12 protein-coding genes are annotated in these 20,563 nt (G+C 52.3%); 2 read left to right on the forward strand and 10 right to left on the reverse strand.

From position 1 onward, the window contains the following. Positions 1–39: 39 nt before the first annotated feature. From SH449x_RS01115 to SH449x_RS01130, 4 genes are all read right to left on the reverse strand, one after another. Entirely contained in the window at positions 40–4,521 is a 4,482-nt protein-coding gene (locus SH449x_RS01115) for a PAS domain S-box protein (protein WP_482379477.1), read from the reverse strand. Between the two features lie 13 nt (positions 4,522–4,534). Then, positions 4,535–5,023: a circadian clock KaiB family protein gene (locus SH449x_RS01120; protein WP_482379478.1), complete on the reverse strand. Its 489-nt coding sequence runs from the start codon at positions 5,021–5,023 to the stop codon at positions 4,535–4,537. Between the two features lie 489 nt (positions 5,024–5,512). Next, entirely contained in the window at positions 5,513–5,812 is a 300-nt protein-coding gene (locus tag SH449x_RS01125) for a hypothetical protein (protein ID WP_482379479.1), read from the reverse strand. A gap of 698 nt (positions 5,813–6,510) precedes the next feature. Next, entirely contained in the window at positions 6,511–8,064 is a 1,554-nt protein-coding gene (locus SH449x_RS01130; protein WP_482379480.1) for a sigma-54-dependent transcriptional regulator, read from the reverse strand. 327 nt (positions 8,065–8,391) lie between these two features. Between SH449x_RS01130 and SH449x_RS01135 the strand changes: the two genes are divergently transcribed. After that, positions 8,392–8,742, forward strand: coding sequence for an Hpt domain-containing protein (locus SH449x_RS01135; RefSeq protein WP_482379481.1), 351 nt, complete (start codon positions 8,392–8,394; stop codon positions 8,740–8,742). 373 nt (positions 8,743–9,115) lie between these two features. Here SH449x_RS01135 and SH449x_RS01140 read toward each other — a convergent pair whose 3' ends face one another. Beyond that, the gene (locus SH449x_RS01140; RefSeq protein WP_482379482.1) at positions 9,116–9,628 is read right to left on the reverse strand and encodes a hypothetical protein; all 513 of its coding nucleotides are present in this window, start codon (positions 9,626–9,628) and stop codon (positions 9,116–9,118) included. A 244-nt stretch (positions 9,629–9,872) separates the two neighbouring features. Between SH449x_RS01140 and SH449x_RS01145 the strand changes: the two genes are divergently transcribed. Then, the gene (locus tag SH449x_RS01145; RefSeq protein ID WP_482379483.1) at positions 9,873–10,460 is read left to right on the forward strand and encodes a type 1 glutamine amidotransferase domain-containing protein; all 588 of its coding nucleotides are present in this window, start codon (positions 9,873–9,875) and stop codon (positions 10,458–10,460) included. Between the two features lie 393 nt (positions 10,461–10,853). Here SH449x_RS01145 and SH449x_RS01150 read toward each other — a convergent pair whose 3' ends face one another. From SH449x_RS01150 to SH449x_RS01170, 5 genes are all read right to left on the reverse strand, one after another. Beyond that, positions 10,854–14,174, reverse strand: coding sequence for a TlpA family protein disulfide reductase (locus SH449x_RS01150; protein WP_482379484.1), 3,321 nt, complete (start codon positions 14,172–14,174; stop codon positions 10,854–10,856). After that, positions 14,174–15,292: a prenyltransferase/squalene oxidase repeat-containing protein gene (locus SH449x_RS01155; protein WP_482379485.1), complete on the reverse strand. Its 1,119-nt coding sequence runs from the start codon at positions 15,290–15,292 to the stop codon at positions 14,174–14,176. The genes SH449x_RS01150 and SH449x_RS01155 overlap by 1 nt, the downstream gene beginning before the upstream one ends. Beyond that, a complete protein-coding gene (locus SH449x_RS01160; protein ID WP_482379486.1) occupies positions 15,279–16,241 on the reverse strand; it encodes a hypothetical protein in 963 nt (320 codons plus the stop codon). Before SH449x_RS01160 ends, SH449x_RS01155 begins: the two co-directional genes overlap by 14 nt. A gap of 15 nt (positions 16,242–16,256) precedes the next feature. Further along, entirely contained in the window at positions 16,257–17,162 is a 906-nt protein-coding gene (locus tag SH449x_RS01165) for a hypothetical protein (RefSeq protein ID WP_482379487.1), read from the reverse strand. Positions 17,163–17,234: 72 nt separating this feature from the next. Further along, positions 17,235–20,534 carry a hypothetical protein gene (locus tag SH449x_RS01170; RefSeq protein ID WP_482379488.1) on the reverse strand — a complete coding sequence of 1,100 codons (3,300 nt, stop codon included), beginning with the start codon at positions 20,532–20,534 and terminating at the stop codon, positions 17,235–17,237. Positions 20,535–20,563: the final 29 nt, after the last annotated feature.

A 20,563-nucleotide genomic window follows, 5' to 3' on the forward strand; every position in this document is an offset into this window, starting at 1 on the left:
GGCAGGAACGGACAGGAAGTTTTCGAGGTGTCGTAAGACTTAAGAGCATTCTTCGTGCCAAAAACGAACTTCCTCCAACAGTTCACGTATCACTCTGATGTCGACAGGTTTGACCAAATGATGATTGAAACCTGCATCAATTGACCGCTGTCGATCGTCCTCGTCACCATGCCCCGTTAGGGCAATCAGCATGGCGTCTTTGAGCTTGGGCTCAAGGCGCATTTGTGTTGCTACTTCGAGACCACTCATGCCCGGAATGCTGATGTCCATCAGTACTAAATTAGGCTGAAAGTCTAATGCCAAGGAAATTGCAGTGAGGCCGTCAGACGCGGTTCTAACATCGTGGCCGGATGCCTTTAATAACGTCGAGAGCATGTGCCTGGCATCACGCATGTCGTCTACAATAAGAACTCGCAATGGACCGTTTTTTTCAGTCGGAATATGTGGTAACTTGCGATCAGTGAGCAAGAGATTGCTAAGATTACTAAGGTTAACTGGCTTTACCATGTGGTAATCGAACCCAGCTTCACTGGACCTTCGCCGGTCTTCGTCTTGCCCCCACCCCGTCACAGCGACAAGGATCATTTTTTTGTCCCGGGCCTGTTCCTTCATCCGACGGCAAGCCTCGTAACCGTTCAATTTCGGCAGGCCGATGTCGCACAACACGACGTCGGGCCGAAACTTCGCTGCTGCCGCCACGGCCTCTTCGCCGTCGTGCGCGGTGTAGACATTGTTGCCCATCGCCGTGAGGAGCATCGCCAAGCTCTCAGCGGCATCCCGGTTGTCGTCCACTACCAGGATGCGAAGGTTGGAGATCGCCTTAGCATTATCGACATCTTGGCTCGCGAGGCGAGAGTAGGTTTGCTCCACGACGATCGGCAAGCGGAACACGAACTTGCTGCCCTGGCCCGGGCCGTCGCTCTTGGCCACGATGCTTCCGCCGTGCATCTCGACGAGCCGCTTCACCAAACACAAGCCGATGCCCAGACCGCCCTGTGAACGCGACAACGCACCCTCCACCTGCGAGAACATCTCGAAGAGGGTCGGCAGCTTGTCGGCGGGAATACCGACGCCGGTGTCCGTCACCGACACGACCACGTCACTGCCTTGCAGCTCCGCACGCAGGTCGATTCGACCTCCCCGCTCTGTGTACTTGGCAGCGTTGTTGAGCAGGTTTAGGATCACTTGAGCCAGACGAATCGGATCGGCGTCCACGATCACGGGGCGCGGCGGAAGCGTCACAGTCAGCTCGTGGCCCATCTCTTCGATCAGCGGGTGGCTGGTCTCGACAGCCCCCTGCACTATTTTCGCCAATTCAACCTGCTCCCGCTTAAGTTTGACCTTGCCCTGGTTGATGCGGCTGACGTCCATCAAATCGTCGATCAGCCTGGTCATCGCCTGCGTCTGCCGATCAATAACATCCTTTGCCCATTGCAATTCCGGGATGTCTGGGCCCTTCCTCCGCAGGAGTTCGACTGCGGTCCGCATGGGGGCCAGCGGGTTGCGAAGTTCGTGGGCCAGCGTCGCCAGGAACTCGTCTTTGCGGCGATCGGCGTCGCGTAAAGATTGCGCGGCCACTAGGCGATCAGTGACATCCAGATTTGTGCCTAGCACCCATTCGGCCTTGCCTTCGTGATTCGCGCGCACCGTCTCCACGGCCCTAATCCACCGGCACTCGCCGTCATTGCGCCGTCGGATACGAAACTCTCGCGTGCTTTGCCCACTACATCGGATGGTGTCTAGGAGGATTGCCTCATTCTCCGCCATATCCTCGGGCAGCACTGCGTCACTCCAGTCTTGGTAATGCAAAAATCCATCCGGTGTGGGTTCCATGCCATAGATCCGGAACATCATGGCATCCCAGCGGATCGCGTTCGTAATGACGTTCCATTCCCAGATACCGACGCCAGTGGCTTCGGCGGCGAGGCGCATGCGTTCCTGGCTCGCACGAAGCGCCGCCGTGGCCCGCGTGCGTTCAGTCACTTCGTGGAAATAGCAGACTACACCATGCTGGCCGTCAGGCAGGGTCACGCGCTGTGTCTCCCATTCGTAGGTCTGCTCGATGCCTAGGTCGTTGCGTTGCTCGTTGAAAGGGGGCGAAATGTAGGGTTCGCTCGTCGCCAACGTGTGCCGGAAGATGTCTGCAATCCGCCCTCCAACTTTCGGTCCCCAGAGAATCTCGACCACTTCCTGGAAATCGCGACCGATGATCGGATGCACGGAGCCAAAGGCTGGCATCGCCCCGGCATTAATTTGCCGCATGCGGAACTGAGCATCGACCACATAAGTCCCCATCGGTGCCTGAGCGATTAGGGTGGAAAACAGCTCGGCATTTTCCCGCAGTGCCTCTTCGACCCGCCTGCGTTCTGTGACGTCGCGGAGAACTCTAGATGTGCCGATGACTTTGCCGGCCGCATCCTTCAGCGGCGCGATGGTGATCGAGGCGGGAAACTCCCGCCCTTCTTTGGTCAGCCGGATCGCTTCAAACGTTCCACCCAAATCCCCGGCGACGATTTGTCGCTGGAGCTCGTGCTCCGCTGGCTGCCGATCCGCGGTCAAAAGCCGCATGATCGAGGTGCCCACGATCTCCTCCGCGAGGTAGCCGAAGATTTTTTCCGCTCCCCGATTCCAACTGGTAATGATCCCGTCGAGATCCTCGCTGTAGAGTGCGTCGTGGGACGATTCGACGATAGCTGCTAGTCGAGCCACAACCTCCTCGGATTTTTTCCGGGCCGTGATTTCCTCCACCACCGCACCGAATCCGATGATTTTCCCCTCCCAGCCTCGCACCGGATACCAGCTCTCATTCCAATAGCGTCTGCAGCTAGGCGAGTCAGCCGTCTCGCTACAGAACTCCAGATTGCAAACCGCCTCGCCCGTCTGGAGAATTCGCTCCGTGACCGCGCGTATGCTAGCTTCCATGGTCGGCATGATCTCGGTCACTTTTCGTCCGATGTGTGATGCAACAGGGAAGCCATTGAATCCTGCGAGCTTGTCATTGATGCGGACGTAGCGAAGCTCGCGATCCATCATGCAAAAGCCGATGGGAGCCCGCGTGAGGAGTGTATCGAGGAGGATGTTGGATTCAAGCAGCGCCTCCTCCGCGCGGGCGCGTTCCACCCGCACATACACGCGAGCGGCCAACTCTGTGAGCATCTCTACCTCTTCCACGGGCCAAGCATACGGCTCGGCATGGGAGGCGTGCAGCACGAAACTCCTGCGCCCGCCCGGCACGAAGCCCGTATTCAGCAACGCGCGGATTCCCATCGCCTCGAAGTACTCTGCCCTCTCCGTCGGGCGTCTGCCATCGCGCACGTCAGCGATCACCAGCGGTGCCCCCGACGCCAGCACCCGCTGCTCCTCCTCGGCGAGAAAGTCCGACAGTCGGTAATCGCCCGCGAGGTTCCGCGTACCAGGTGCGTTGTGATCGTGCAGCACCTTGCAGGTGTCCGTCGCTTCATCCACTTCCACGAGCATGCAATGGATTAGCCCCAGATGCTCTGCGATCCTCTCGCCGACCGCTTTCATGATTTCCGTGGCGGAGGTGAGAGGGGCGAATACCTTCTGAATGTCTGCCAGGAAGACGAGATTGCGATCACGGAGTTTGCGCGCCGTGATGTCCACATTCGTGCCGACCATGCGCGTGGGTTTTCCTGTCTCGTCCCGGAAGACCCGTCCGTGCGCCTCGAGGTGATGCACCGAACCATCCGGCCAATTCACGCGAAACTCGATCGAATATTCCTTGCGTCCAGCAAGTGCATCCTCCGATGCGGCTGTGCTGGCTGCCCTATCCTCTGGGTGCAGGCGGGCTGCCAACGCAGCGTAAGCTCCCGAAAAATCCTCCCGGCGCCCGCCATAGAGGGCAAACATGGCGTCGTCCCAGACCAGCGTATCGTTTACCAGGTTCCAATCCCAGATACCAACCCGGCCCGCCTCCGCGGCGATCTTCAACCGCTCCTCGCTCAACCGGCGCGTTTCCTCCTCGTGCTTGCGTTCGGTGATGTCGCGGATCGCGGCCACCATGCCCGTGGTCGCGCCGTCAGGACCGCGCAGCGCGACGATACTCGACTCGACGTGTAGCTCACGGCCTTTGTGCGTGACGTGGATACTTTCACCACGCCATTCTCCGCGCTCGCGCAGAGCTTCCGCAGCCGCGTCTCCGTCGCCGGGCTGGAGCCAGCGGTACTCATAAAGCTCGCCCAGGCGGCAACCGAGTACTTCGGCAGCGCTGACTCCGTATTGCCGCTCGGCGGCGGTGTTGAGAAAAGTGACGCGTTCCTCGGAGTCCACGGCGATCACCGCATCGGTAACCTGCGCAAGCATCTCGCCTCGCATGCGGTTCTGCTCGGCGTCGACGCCTTGCAGAGTGAAAAGTTTCGGCCCGGCGGCGGTTTCCACCACAATCGTATCGACCTCGCCGGCGCGGATCGCCCGCAGCATCTCTTCCGCTTCCTCTAGGCGAGCGCGCAGCAGCTCATTTTCGGCGAGGAGCGTTTCGTTGGTGGAGGTTATTGATTTCATCGTCACTACAATTTCAGGACTCGTGTTTCTCACCCTTCGCCCGCAAATCCAACCCGAGCAGGATGCGCTCGGTCCGCGACATGTCGCCTATGAAACGACGCGGGGGAAGCGGCAGTTTTTTGATCAAGGTCGGCGCGGCGATAATCTGCTCGACTACAGACAGCTTGGAGTTCTGGGTGATGTCAATGACTTCCAGGTCGTAACGCCCTTTCAGACGCTCCTCGCAAATTCTGCGAACGTTGATCATCGCCCGCATCGAGAGCGGCGTGGTGCTGGTGACGTAGAGCCGTAGTTCTAAGCTGAGCGCGGTGGGCTCCTCCGGTTGTTTTGTTTGAGTGGCTGATGTGGTTTTTATCTGCAAGGTTTCCTTCTCAATGGCGAAATTCACCACCCTCTCCTCCGCCTCGCCTCCGGCCTGGAACGCTGCGATCTGCGCGGCGAGGGTTTCGTCACGAAGACACAGCGCCCGTGTCGGCGGATAAATTGCCCGTACCCTATCCAAATAGGTTTGCGATCAGACTTTCCCACGACTGCAGCTATCTCTTCACCAATCTGAATGAACGTTTACAAGAGGTCGGATGAGTCATCGTATCAGAATGTGAAACTCAGGGGGAATTTACGCCAGGACACGGCCAGTCCTTGCGGCTGAACTTGGCAGCCCCGTCGAAGGAAATTGATTTCCACTCCATCTCACTCCCCACCCCCGCGATTTGTGGAACGGATCGACGACAGGGATGCAAGTGTCGTGCGACTCGTGGCAACGTATTTTTTCTACGGCACGGATCTCGCTTCAGAGGAGAAAAGCTCTTATACACAACGCTGAACTTCAATGGAAGGTAAGCGAGATTGGAACATCGTCCCTCATGATGGCTGTTTATCGATCAGTCTGCTCTCTGATGTTGCATCAGCCAGTTTGGCACTTCGTTTGTACTGTTCGAGCGCACTCTCGCAACGCAACCAAAGATCGCGTTAGCCGATGAGAGCCATTAATCTATTGGCCAATCACTGCCTGGACACTTAGCATTACGATGAGTCGTACCGTATTCCATGGCGGCTGAGGAATATACCGTAACGAGGAGCATCGCCACCGCGATTGCCGTACGATCAACCAGATCGTACGCACACTCTGCAAATTGGTCGTTCGGAAACCGCTCGTCTTCTCTTCGCTAGGGTTCTCGGTTGCGATAATCGACACGGCACAGCATTTGCCTGCTTGGCATATTTGGTTGGAGGATAGGCCTTCAATCAAGTAAGCGGCAACGCGCTCTTTGACGCCGATTGCCTTAACCACAATGATTATGGGCGTCGTTGCCCGAACCGATTAAGCATTCCTTGAAAGGGAGACATGATGTTTAGAAAAGTTCTTGGTATTGGTTTGATAGCCGCAGCTTGCGTCGCTGGCATTTGTGATACTAGTGATGCTGGGCATCGCCATCGACGGGCTGGCAATATTGGAGCTAGGAACCATTGTGAATCGGTTCAACAGTCTGCTTGCAACAACACCAATTCCGGGTATTCCACTTACTCGGGTTCGTGTTGCGGATACCCATCGTCGCAGCAGTACGGTTCAAGCAGCTGGTCAAGTAACTGCGGGTCAAGTAACTGCGGCTACAACGGCATAACAACCCAAAGTTATGGATCTTCGCCTTATCAAGGCGGTCAAGTTAATGTTAACGGAAGAGTTGGCGGAAATATGTTTGGGAACACGACGCTCCTGAGCCGTTAGTCAAAGTAAGGTTCTCTACCGTTTAAAGTGGTCTTCGAACCACTACATCTCGGACGCGAAACAATCTTGCGGATTGCTGGTTGGCAGTACATGGTTGCAGTACATGGTTGGCACGTCCTAGAGCGCTAGCGCAGGGTGTGAGGGAGTACCTTGGCGATTCCCACGCCCTTCGCACCTCAAGGTCGTGCCACAAGCCTGAGGAAATCCTTGATTTCAATGTATCCAAAAGCTGTTCTAACTCGCGTTGATTGCCTACAAAGCGTCTATTGCTTGCCAACAACAACAGTCCGCTCCAATGAAATTCCGAAGGCAGCGATCCGATCGCGGACCTTGCCGCGTGTTATCCCAAGAACCTCCGCAGTCTTCGACTGGTTTCCGTTCGTGACATCGAGCACTTTTGCAAAAAGTCGTCGCTCCATCTGTTCCAATGCTTCGGCGTAGATGTTCGTGGAGCCCGCAGCCAAGCGTTCATCAATGAAGTTGAATAGCTGAAAGTCGTCAACTGCTGATGGCCAGATGCTGTTTTCCTTTTGGTCTGCAACTTCAATCGCAAGTCTACCGTCCCCACATTCCGGACCGATAGCAGAACTAGACTCCTCTGCAACCGAACACACAGGCTTTGCTTGATTGGTATCTGTTGCGGCTATTTCGGACACAAACATGGGCAGGTTCTCTACTCCTATCACCGTGCCGGACGTGTTGATCATGGAGTGCCGTATGGCGGACTGTAGTTGTCGAACATTTCCTGGCCAGTCATATTTGATAAGCAGCTCATACGCATCGGAAGCGATTCCTCGAATATCCATTTTTCCCATATCGGATTTCGCCCTACGCAGAAAATATTCCAGCAGTATGGGGATATCTTCTCTCCTCTCTCGCAGCGGAGGAAGGTCGATCGTGAATCCGTTCAATCGGTAGAGCAGATCTTCTCGGAATTGATTGTCCTTAACCATGTTCTCGAGTGGCCGATTGGTTGCAGCCAAAACTCGCACGTTGGTTGTTACCATCTCAGTGCCACCAACTCGCTCAAATTTCTGCTCCTGAAGCAGTCGAAGCACCTTGCCTTGAATAATGGTCGACATGTCTCCAATTTCATCCAAGAAGATAGTACCTCCGTCGCACTGCTCAAATCGACCGATGCGCCGTCGCTCCGCACCTGTGAATGCACCCTTCTCATGGCCGAAAAGCTCGCTCTCTAGAAGTTGGTCGGGAATGGCTGCACAGTTCACGGCAACAAACGGTTTATCTGACCGATCGCTGTGTTGCACTAAAGCACGTGCAACAAGTTCTTTTCCGCAGCCACTTTCGCCTCGAATTAGGACTGCTACGTTCTCTGCTGCAACTCGGCCAATCGACTTATACACTTCGATCATCGCTTTAGATTTACCGATGAACCGTTCACTGCACGAATCCCCATCACCAACGTGAAAGGCGACAGGTTCGTCCATCATGCGGCGAGCCTTGATCGCACTGAGCGTTAGGCTCTTGATCTGAGTGATATCCAGAGGCTTCGATAGATAATCGAACGCGCCTACTCGCATCGCTTGGATCGCCGTTTCGCTCGATGTATCCCCGGTAATAAAAATGACTGGCAGCTTTCTGTCGATCGCTCGAATCTTGCGAAACAGTTCCAGGCCATTGTGATTTGGCAAATAAACGTCCAGCAAAACGACAAGCGGCTTGTGCGTTTCAATCAATTCCAATCCGATGTCACCATCGGCAGCAGATTCTACGGAGATCCCACAGTAGCCATTCAATCCACGCTCGACTGTGTGTCTTACGGATCGATCATCGTCGATAATCAGTACTTTTGGCATGCAATTTCCCTCCCACGAAACTATTGGCCAACCCATTAGTCGCTATGAGTCAGTAAGATGAAGCATCATAGCATTTATTCAACCATTACCATAAAGTTAGCCAAAATTCTCCTATGGTTCCTGCAATTAAAATCCGTTTGGTAATAGTACGTTTTGGCAACTCTGCGCTTAGTTTGATCCGTCAGCAAGCAATTGGAGGAAGGCCTGTTGGGCGAGAAACAAGACTCAATCTAACGAAATCAGTTCGGTACGGAAATTGCCCCTACTGGAAGGATTCGGAGTGCTAGGTCGAATTATTTCCTATCCTCGTTTGAGAAAAATGCCACCATGTCACCTATTGACATTGCTCGCGCTCTTCAGTCCCTAGAAGGCAATGAGGAGCTGCTAAAAGATTTGGCAAGCATGTTCGTTGAAGACGCTCCAGTTTTACTCGATCAATTGAAGGTTGCGCTATCTGACAATGACTCGCTTCAAGCCAGAAACGCCGTGCACAGCTTGAAGGGGCTCGTCTCTGCCTTCTATGCGACAAAAGGTGTCGAGATTGCACAGCGATTGGAGGATTACGCCGCTGCTGGGGACTTGGAAGAGTTTCGCAATGGCGAACTTGAGATACTTGAAGAATGCGTCAATTCGGTTTCTGCAGACTTTAGATCTCGAGGTTGGGTGGATCGGATTTAGACTTCGATGATCCAACTTGGAAACTTGCGACCATGACTTTGCACGGATATTGCACTCTTGTCAATCAAATTGTTTTGGGTACGACTTCAAGAGGGACTTCGCGTTTCAGTGGCAACGTTACGTGCGTTATTCGAGATAACCCGTCCGGAGTATCCAACCTTTGTTGTATTACAGGTGAAGTGAGAATCTTGTTTCTGATAGTGGAAACTGTTAAAATTCCTGGAGTTTATAGCACCTCCGGAACTCTAACAAGATTCCACTACTTGCTGGTTCTTAGCTCGCTGGTTCTTAGCCATTCCTGCTTGTACCAAATGGCCTCAACGTATAATCGGCCCCCTACGTAGCTGCGAAATGGTTTTCGGGCCATTCACACTTACCTGGGTTTGCTGCCAGCTCGCTCGTTGATCCGTCCATATGCATCTTCAGCGGCCAATCTGGCTTGGTCCCAAGTCATGGTTGAAGCCCCCCCTTCAGATTCCCAACGATTCTTGGCATCTTCCTCCCGTTCTTTCCAATCCAAGCTCGACGACGGATCGTAAGATTCCCAACCCGATCGGTAGGCAGGTTCGTAGTCTTCGTAGGAATATTCCTCGGAATAGTACGGGCGATCTTCATACGCATCGCGCCAGTAAGTTGACTCGACCGTTGGATCGATGTTCTCCGCTATCGCTTTTCCTGCGTACGCGCCTGCTATTCCCCCGGCGATGGTTCCGACTACCGTTCCGATCGGACCGGCAACGGTTCCCGATACGGCACCCGTTAACGCGCCTCCTAAAGCAGCTCCAAGCCCGGTTCCCATTGGATGAGCACCGGCTTGACCGGTAATTGGGTCTTCGTTACTCAATTCACTTTTGGTTGTTTCGCCACCACTAAGCTTCGGTTTCATGTTTCTTCTCCCGACAATAGGGCCAATTGAAATTCATTCTTCGAACAAAGTCGATCTTGGCCTATCGAGCAATTGCTATGCCAACAAGCGAACCTGTCGGAAATGATCGGCCGCAACTTGCAGACTCAGGACTCGGTGCGGTAGGATTTGGCATCACTTTTGCGTTAAAAGACAAGTCAGACTATTTACCGCCTTCCATCAAAATGGAATGCGATATCAAACTTCAATGCAAAGTCCAACGCAAATGGAAAACTTAATTCTTTACGGTAAAACGATCGCTTTTCTCGCAACCGATGGATTCGAACAGATCGAGCTAACAGAACCTTGGAAAGCGATCAAAAACGCGGGCGGAACAGTTAAGCTTGTTGCTCCCAAGATTGAGGGAACGATCCGTGGGTTCCATCACGATGTTCCGGGCGACGAGTTCCTCGTAGATGTGCTTGTATCGAACGCTAACATGGAAGACTACGATGCATTGGTGTTGCCAGGTGGAGTATTCAGTCCAGATGCAATGCGGTTGGATGCGGAGTCCGTCAAATTTGTGCGATACTTCTTTGATGCTCACAAACCTGTTGCCGCAATATGCCATGGTCCGTGGCTACTCATCGAAGCCGACGTCGTCGACGCGAGAAGGCTCACTTCGTGGCCAAGTCTGCGTACGGACATTATCAATGCCGGAGGAATTTGGCTTAACGAAGAATGCGTTTGCGATCGGGGACTCATTACCAGCAGGAGCCCTGACGACCTTCCAAAGTTCTGCGAGATGGCAATCAAAGAATTCGCAAAGGGGGTGCCAGCAGTTCAACCTGTGACATCTGACTCGGATGCCTAAGGCGGTCACCACATCGATCGCCAAAGTATTGTACTTTCTGTTGATCGTGTTGTTTGGTGTGAACTGGTTAGGCAACATGGTCCGTGGCCGGAATATTGTTGAGAGAACTACATGAACGTACTCGCATCTTCAGCCCTCAGTCGAGCGTTTTTTGCAATAGCGATTTTTTGCGTGGCGATTGCCATTGTCATAACTGGCAAACCGTTGCTCGCGCCGTTAGCAAACCCATAGAGCACCAACGCAGAAACCGCTCATCAACTTCGCCAGTTAATACTCTGCACGCACTGCGAAAATTCCGCCGAATGGATTGGCTGTTCGTTGGCGTGGTGAGATGCCTGAAAGAATGGGGTAAGTTGGGGGATTCCAATTTTCGGTTGTACGGCGATGGTCGGTTTAGTTGGCGAGTAAACTCTTTATGGCGAGCTGCAAGGATTGCCTTAAGTCGCTCGTGTAGCCGACTTTCACAAACGCGATCTTTCCGTCAGGTCCGATGATCACCGTTTGAGGAATGGCCTGAACTTTCAGTCTTCGGGAAAGGATGCCGTTATCCAACCCGACTTGCACCATCCATTCGCGTTCTTGCAAAAACTCTCTAATCGTAGCGGGATCCTCGTCCTGATTGACTGCCAAAAGTACGACATCCTCTTCTTCGAACTCACTGGTGGCTGCAATTAAGTCAGGCATCGCCCGGATACATGGACCACACCAAGTCGCCCAAAAGTCTAAAACGACCACCTTACCCCGCAACGTGGATAACTCCAGAGTTTCTCCATCGAGCATGGGCAATTTTAGGTCCGTGATTTCCGTACCGATCAATGAGGATTGCGTCCCAAAAAGCATATCGCTGCGTTGATCTCCCTCCGCTCCGGTCATGATCTGCGGTTCTGGAGCCAATCGGGCTACCCAATCGGAATAGGGAACATCCAACGCCTGAGTCGCAAACGAACCGAATCGCAATTCCTCTATCTGATCCAAGGGAATAGAACACTCCCCCAAGGCCTCTGAATATCCAATTAATTGATCGTCCTTCCAAGAGGTTAAGCCAAAAGTCAGTCGACGATCACCTGAGACAAGGACTTGAGCCATTTGCCGACCGTAGAAATTGGCAACTTGCTCGTCGCTAGCCTCCGTTGCCGGCAGATCGGAGCTCGCATTCGTAGAGCTGTCGACCATCACCGTATTAGAGGAATCGGTAACTGCTGATAACTCTTCCGGTTTGTAGTGAAGCCAAATCAAAGTGGAAACCAACGAGCGAGGAATCATCAATAAGTCTTGGTTAGCTTTGAACTGGATCGCATTCTCATCCAATTCAATCAACTCTCCTCGGACCATGTCTCCGTTCTCCGCGCGGAGAATGTGTTGGGGTGGATTGTTCTTGCGAATCCTCGGTATGGTCAACAGCAACTCCCGTTGGTTATTACCTGTGCTAGCGAGAGGGTCGTTCAATGAAGGGGACAGCAGAATCACTTTGGAGAGATTGCCGACAAACTTGTTTTCATTAACTCTATTAAGGGACAACTTTACCTCTGATTTTAATGAAACATCCTTCGGAATATTAAAGGTCATCATCGGGCTGTTATCGACATGCATTCTTAAAGTGTCACCAATACGACCAATGCTAATCCTTGCATTCTGGGAAGAAGGGCGCTGTACTTGTTGCATTCGCCCACCTTCGATTGTGCCGATAACCTCCGAATCGTAGAAGTGCAGGACAAAATCGAACGTACTCCCACGATTCTCCTTGTTGCTCCCGTAAACCTGCAGCGTCAAGCTGCCATAAGTATTTGGTTTCCATCCAAAATCGAATTCGAATCCACCCGCTCGCATTAGTCGGGGGTGGATCAAAGTGGCTGAATCGCTGAGTTGGATTTCTTCGTCTCTCACAACGACTGCATCTTTGGATTTCTCTGGAACAATCCAGTTTGAGTCGTTGGGTGCTATCTCAGACTGGGAAAAGGAAGAACCAAAATCGATCGCCTTGAGAAGCGAGGATGCGACTCTCGTCTTCTGCGTGAAGGACTCAAATTCAACGATGCCGTTACGAATTCCCAGGACGCGACAAGGAATTTTGTCCCGATTGTAGAAGTAGAGTGTATCGGGCCATTGCTCGTCGGTTCCCTCCTTTGCTTGACGCTTTTGCAAAAGGATTTTCGCATCCGCCGAATCAAAAGCCCCCCCTTTTTTTGTCCCCGGAAACTGCCAATGAATTATGTCGCTATCTTTTTGCGAGCCAGGCACCAATCGACCACGAATGCTCCCTGAAGTATGCAATAATTGGTGCGTGAAGTTTTCGCTAATCGCAACTTCCGGAACGGCTGGGAACGTGATTTGCCGAGCCCCGTTGATTTGAATCTCGAGCGGTTCTTCACTAGCCTTGGTTGCCAGACGCACATTGCCTTTCTCGATCCCCAACAACTCACCGGAAATCAGCATGCCGTCATGAAAATCCACTCGTGCTATCGAAGCATTCGACGGCACTGCAGGTTGCAAAGAAAATGCATTGCTGAACTCGGAATGAGGTATCGAAATGGTTGACCTTTGCTGATCTGAACTGGGCCCATCTGAACCGGACCCAGCAGGACTAATCGAACTCGTTGGCTCTACCAACCAGTGCAATCCGTCAAACGAGATAACATTTCCATTGGTAGCAGGTGCATTTGCTATTTGGTACGAGGAACGCGTGGAGTCAAAGCCTGGCTCGGATTGACGAACCCGAAACTCAGTCACGACCAAGTCTCCGGTTTTGTTCTCGATGTAGATCCCCGGCTTGTTTCGGGTTTTCGAATCATCCAAGTCTGCAGTGCACAATAATTTTCCCGATGTATCATGGATCGCTACACGCTTTTTGACCTGGTCCCAAAAAATCAACAGTCGAACCTTACGATCCTTGTTAAGGAACGACTCCATCACGATCTCAAAGTTATCCCCAAACGAGAATACCAAGGAATCATCCCACGTTTCCAATCTTGGCAATTGATCGGTTTCTCTTGCGTTGGTCGGTACACCTAACCCGAGTACCATGTCAAGTTTCTTGGTCCAGCTTAGTTCGACTTCGATCAAAGAGGTCTCTGGCAGTTCTGCTTCGCGGTACAAATGAATATTTCGCCGAGTGCTGAGTAACTGACCCAGCGTGTTGACTTGCCAGAAGCGTTTCTGCCCCCTTGCCGCTTCCCATTGATTCAAATCAAATCGATCTGTAGTCCATTGCCCAGCGATGGCCAAGTTTTGCACGGCGGCCACATAGTCGCGTCGCAGTTTTACTTCGCCAAGTCGAGAACTGAAAATCGTCCAATGCGTTGCATCGAGTTGCCGAATCTCCCCATAGATACGACCGCCGTCTACCAGTTGAATCAAGAAATCCTTAGGGGACACGTCCGTTTTGATTGTCTCGACGGCTTCTGCGGGAAAGGATATTTCCTTCAGAAAGTTTCGATCGATCTCGAGTGGGTCGCGAAACAGCGAATCAGCGAACCAATACAGTGCTCCTTGGTCGAGCCCCATGCAGCTTCCGGGCAACGTTTCACCATTAGTCCAAGTCAACGTGGCTGGACCGGACTTCCAAGTCGATGCACCTGCAGGATCGGACAAAGAGTTCGAATCGTCACCAGCAAGTCCTTTCCCATCCGTCTGAGCAAACAATCCAGCAGAATAGAAAAAGAGTACCGCAAACGCGATAAAGTTTGTCGCTAGCTGGATAACCCGAAACATATTCATCAGCGTTCGTAGATGGGGAGGAAGCGATAGTTGAGAGCGAGAGCTAGTAGTGCCATTGAAGTGGAATAAACAGGCCCGTGTTGACTGGTACCAATTTGGCCGTCAGCTTGCTGCATGTTTCGCAACGTTTGAATCGTGGTCTGATTCCATCGCTGCCACGATTCATAGTCCGCTTGAAAGAGTGCTTGAGCTTTGTAATACCGCTCGTACTCAGCCCATCCAGACCCACCCCCCTCGAGGCGGTCGATCAAGTATTGACGCGTGGCGGTACGTTCCTCCCATTCGGTACGTTTGCCGATGGAGAAAACTAGGCATGCAATTGCTGTTCTCGCATCGGAACCACCTAGACCGCCCAGCCCGCTGTAACCAACCGCACCATCAGAAGTGGAGGTCATCGATTTCATATAGTCGAGGGCGCCGTCAATGGTTTTGTCGGGAACATCGAAACCGGCATTGCGAGCGGCAAGCAGTCCCATCAATACGGCGCCCACAACCGAAGTGTCCGCCGAATTGTCGTTTGGGGAATATCGCCACCCCTTGGACGGATTCTTCTCCTGCGAGGTGACGGCCAATCGAACGGCCAATTCTAACGACTGCCCAATGGTTCTCCGTTTCGAAGGATCTGTCTCGCCCGCCCAAATCAAATCGTCGTCCACTGCTCCGTAAGCTTCTGCCAACGCCAGCATCGCGAAACCGTGAACGTACATGTTTCCTCCGTAGTACCCGGTTGAACCACTCTGTCTTTGGATAATAAAGCGAATCGCGCTACGAACATTCTTGGCATAGCGACCGAAATTGGGATCCTCTCCCGTCGAGAGAAATGCCATAACGGCCAGACCTGCGATCCCACTGGCTTCGTCGCCATGAAAATTGGCCGACGAATTCCAACTCCCATCTGCGCTTTGAGCATTCACCAAGTAGTCGATGCCACGTTGGTAAATCGTTCGCACTTCGGAAGGCACCCCCGTTCCCTCCTGGATTTGGGTTTGCAACTGCTCCAGTTGCGACCAAGCGGTCGATTGGTACACCACACCGAAAACTAGCCACAACGCTGTAGCGGCGACAAAGGAACCGAATCGGGGGGTTCTCCTCCGCTGGTTATCGTTAAACACCATCATCTGCATCTTCTCTTTCCCCTTGAACCTCCTCATCTTCCGCCTGCGCAAGCTCCACAAAATCTTTCACTGGCGCCAGAAAGATAAAATACAATTGCATTTGTGCGGGAGACAGTACCTTGGAAAGTTCCTCTTTTGTAGCTTTAGATGCAATGCAGTAGCTCAGATAGGGTTCGAAAACCGTCAATGAGGTGAGATCTGTTTTGGCAAAATGAGGATGCAAGACCCCTTGCAACTTTTTCTGCTGTTCTTCATTTAAATGAAGTTCTCGCGTTACTGCTCCCATGAACAACGTAAGCAATTCCTCTCGACGTTTCAATTCTTGCGACTCTGAACATGCGGACATGATGTTGTTCTGATCAGACGACAGAATCGTAGTCACCAAACTCTGCCAGAACTTATGTTCTCGGGGACGATTGGTTTTAAACGGATTTCCATTGATATCTAAGACGACATCCTCGATCCATGATAAATCGATCTCATTGATGTCTTCGATCTCTTTGATTTCCAAGTCTGCCATGTTCGAGAGTTGTTCTACTTCATCGCCCTCTTGCGATTCGGCAATAACTCGAGGTAGGAGATCCTTGTCCTTCCCCCACTCTTCTGTTAGTTTCTTTACAGCGCCTTTCGATGCGATACGGAGCTTCATCACTTGTTCTGGAGTCGGATTGCAAAGTTGCTGAATCAATTCAATCTCAACTTGAAATACCTGTTTCAAATAGAATCGCTTAATCGCTAGTTGTCCTTCGGGTGTATGAGCGTCGATTTTGTCCTTCGCATCTTTCTCTGGATCAACTGCGGAATCAACGATTGTCTCCTGATCGTCTCGATTCTGCTCAACATTCTTTGTGTCTTGACCAAAACCGATACCTCCCTGGGGAATGCTTAATAGAAGAAGCAGATGAGCAAACCCAATGGTCTGAAATCCTAATGCCTGGGAGCGAAATTCCATTGTTATCGATCGTCCTTATTGATCTTCCATCGCCATCATTCGTTCGATCTCGCGTGCCGGCCAGAGCATCATTCGCATCGACTGGATTTGGGCAGGCGAAAGAAACTTTGCAAGCTCATCGTTGCTGACTTTGGCTGCGAAATAGTAACCCATGTAGTTTTCGAAAAAGGGGATACCACTAACCTCCGCCGAATCAAAGTGAGGCTTGATCGCATCGTGCAACTTTTGTTTCTCGTCAGCACCTAGTCTGAGTTCCCGACAAATCGTACCCAATACCGCCTGCAGCATGTCACTCCGCTGTTGGTTCACTTGCTCCGCTTGGTAAGTTGCCAGCTTCCCCTGCTGCTCTGGCGTCAAAACGCTAGCAATGAGAGTTGCCCACACCTTCTCCTTGGTAGGTACGACGGCCTTAAACGGGTTTCCCATTTCGTTAAGCAACACCATTTGGGCCATGCGATCATCAATCTCACTTGCATCCTTAATCTCGACGATTGCCTCTTCCAGTTGGTCTTCATCCTGAGAATCTTGATCATTGCCTTCTATTTGTCCCATTCGCCCGAACATCTGACCTGACTTTTTCCACCATTCCTGGGATAGTTTTTTGACAACACCTTTAGACCCGACTTTCAACTTTGTAATTTGCTGTGGGGTAGGCTCGCAAAGTCGTTGGATGTGCTCAATCTCCAATTGAAAGGCTTGCGACAGTTGGAATCGTTTCGCCGCTAGCATCTTGCTAGGTTCAAAGCCAAAGGGATTCGCCATCTGAGCTTGGGCAAGCTCTGCGGCGTCAGCATCGTCTAATGCGACAACCTCAACTTGAACCTCGTCCTGCCAAGCATCGACTCTCACTGTCAAAGTAACAATCAGCATTAGACTCGCTACGGACAGCAGACCCAATCGAAAACCAATAAACTTCAACATGACCGCACTCCCAAACCAATAACATCAAATAGTAAATCAATCGACATCTCTTAACCACCGACACTGAATGAATCACTCTTCTAAGGATTCAAAATAGCGATCCAAGCCGTCTCGGAACTCGTCCGGAAGTTCGCGACCTGATTTGCCACTCGCTTGTAAACTTTCCCGTTGCACCGTTGCTCCGTTCTTTTCCGCAGAACTGCCCAACTGCGCTAGAGCCGAGGTTGCAAAGTCTCCTCCGGAGCGTTTTCCATCGCCAGGATTGCTTCCCCCCCCGCCACTACCATTTCCTGGACGACGAGCTTGCAACAGCCACTCGATCGCCTCGGTTTCGGCAGCCAGTGTCGGCTTACACGTTTCGGATTTCGCTAACAAGCTTTCTGCATCGCTCATCGCTGCAGAAGCTTGCGACAACTGTTGAATCTCGCGTGCAAATTCGGACTCGCCCTCTGGCAAATCTAAAATGGCTTCAATCACGGCATCGGTTCGCTCGACTAAAGCTTGTTGAATTGTTTTCAAGTTCGAAACGCGTTCATTTAGGTTTGATGCCAACAACTGCGGTCTGGCTTGTTCCGTCTCTCGAGTCTGCTCGCGAAGATCGATTTCCGCTGCCAAGATCTTCATGACTTCGAGTACGAGCGATGGCGGTAAACTCCCCTTGGGCCCGCCAGGACATTTGCCTCCTTTACAACCAGGACCTACCAACTGCTCGCCCCAACGATCCAGCGTGTCTGCAAGCCATTCCGCATGCGCTACCGAGGTCCCGGTCTCGTTGCTGGCTAATCTATCAGCCACTAATCCGATCTGCTGCGCGATTCGAACCTCTTGCATTTCGTCGTATACGGTCTGAAACTTTCCGTCAGGATTGCGTGTCAAATAGGCGGATAAGTCTTCGAGAATATTCTCAATCGTACTGATGTAGGCTCGCTGCCGTTCGGCCAGCAATTCGGTTCGGGCTCGGGTGGACTCAGCCACCTCAACAGCATCTGTTCCAAACCCGCCCAAACTGGTTCGACTGACATCGTTGGCTAGCACCAATTCGTATCGTGATAAGGCTTTCAATCGTTTGACGAACGTGCTTCCCTCCAAATTAGAAATCAGCTTCTGCAACTCCTCGGCCACCTTTTGAAATTCGGCCAAGAGCGATTCTTGAGCCGCCACTGCCGCCTGCATTTGGTTTCCCGCCGGACTCGAAGGTTCGCCTCTCGGTTCTTTATCGGGGAGTGGATCTAACGAAACCTTGGGCAACCGTAGCGACGGCGACGATGGAGAATTCGACTGCCCTGGTGGCTTGCTCTCTTGTGAGCTATTATCCCCAGAGTTCATGCTGGATTCTTTGAGCGAGACCGAAGGGACCACAGGTTTTGCTTCGCTCGCGTCATCCTGTTTTTGGTTGGCCCCTGCGCCAGCAGATGGCTTTTGTCCCGGGTTGTTCTGGATATCGGAAACGGATGTTTGCGGCGACTCGGAATCGGTAGGTTTATTCCCCTTCTCCATGCTCGTCACGGCTGCCGATGCGGCTTGTTTGAGCAAATCGGAAACCGACGGCATCCTATTTTCATGGATGTCTTTCAATTGCTGCATCATGTCGGCCAACTTCTCAAGATGATCGACTCCGAAGTTTTCGTTGCGAGCTGCTTCTTGAACCAATTTCTCACCACGCTGCGTAAGTGCGTCCAATTGACGAGCTTGTGCAGATTCCGCCGTGGCTTGTGCCTCGATTCGACGCCTCGTTTCTGGGCGATCCAAGTCCGAAGTTGACAGATCCCTAAGCTCCTTATTGCGTTGATAGAGTTGCTGCTCGCGTTCGTAAACCTCGAGGGCCTGCTTAAACCACTCATCCAATCGACGAGTCATCCAAATGGCATGCTCGTCCTCCGATAGCACGAACACCGTGTATGTCGGCGAGAAAACTGGCTCGCGGTCCGGCAAGTAGTCCTCAACAAACAATCGCAACTGAATAGCCTGTGGTTCGATGCCTTCTGTGGCAGGCGAAAAGGTGCATACAACTTGTGTCAGCTCGGCTGCGTAAGGATCTCCGGCCATGACGATCTTTTCCCCTTGGGCTGCAACAGAGGGCGAACCGGGGGCCGGTTTACCTTGCCATTGCATGCCGATCCGTCGAACACCAAAATCGTCTGACGCATCGATGGTAAACGTCAACACATCTCGCTCCATCAGGACGCGTTGTTGTTCGAGATCGCGACAAGTGATCGAGGGTGCTTGATCATCGACCGATCGCAGCTTTACTTGCAACGGTGTCTTGGCTGACAACCCAAGCGAATCATGCCACACTAACTCCAGCGTCTGGGAATCGGCTACCGACACGGGAGGCACCTTTAATGAAGCTCCTTGTACGCTAACCTCGCTGCCGTTAACGCGAGCCCTTTGCAAGTCACGAGTGGCGACAGCGGTGAGTGTCACGCGACTGCCAGCCACCGTGCTCAAACCACCACCTCGCAACGGTCGTTGCAATGGTTCAGAGCGTTGCAAGTAATCAGGAAACTCGATCGACGCAGTCAGCTCCGAGAGCTCGGGACGGGGTTGTGGGTCTAACTGAATCGAGTGCAACACATCGCCAATTCGAACCTCAGCTTGACTAGCCGCACTTATTGGTGGTAAACGAAACTGAAACGCTCCGCTCTTGGCATCCGATTCAATCTTTTGATTTCCTAGCCAAACCGCGCCTCGCTCTGGATTCCACCGCGATGTAGAAGCGATCGTTGCCGAAAACTCAACCGGTTCCGCAGCGGGGACAACCAAATGCTCAGGCAATGGATCCAACATCGTGAATGTGTATCGATCGATGGCACGCCATGGTAACAGCCAACGTTGCAGAGCGTTCCAACCAGCAGCAGGAACTACCAACAACGCAATAAGTGCAATCGCAATCGGCAAGCTCGCTGTTCCTATCCATCGTCGATGACGAGGATACGGGACTGCGTCACTCAAGTCCTTGTTGCTCGTCTCCCGGTCCGCTTGAGCCAACGCAGCACGGCATAGTGATTCACTGGTACCTTGAAAGTCTTGCGTCTTAACAAGCTCCACGATCCCTAACAGATAGTCCCCAAGCCGTGGTTGCGTAATCTTGAGCATCCGAGCGACCTGTTCCAATTGTCGGCTGCGCCAAATCCATCGGTGGCAAACCCACGGTAACCAAACCGCTAATCCTAACGAGCCCGTGATGAGAATCGCTCCTCTCACTATTGCCGAAGTGTTGAAGAAACGATCGAGACTGAAAACAAACAGATAGGAGAGTATCAAGCCGAACACGGCAGCTGAGATCCCCTCGATTAATTTCACGGTCCAAAGTCGCCGTCTAAATTCGAGAAGCTTAGATCGGGTCTGTTGGGGCAGTTCCAGTTTCGTCATGATTCCATCGAACCTTATTTCGGTAACAA

The sequence above is a fragment of the Brakhagea baltica genome (assembly GCF_052161605.1).
Taxonomy (GTDB): domain Bacteria; phylum Planctomycetota; class Planctomycetia; order Pirellulales; family Pirellulaceae; genus JBKCUI01.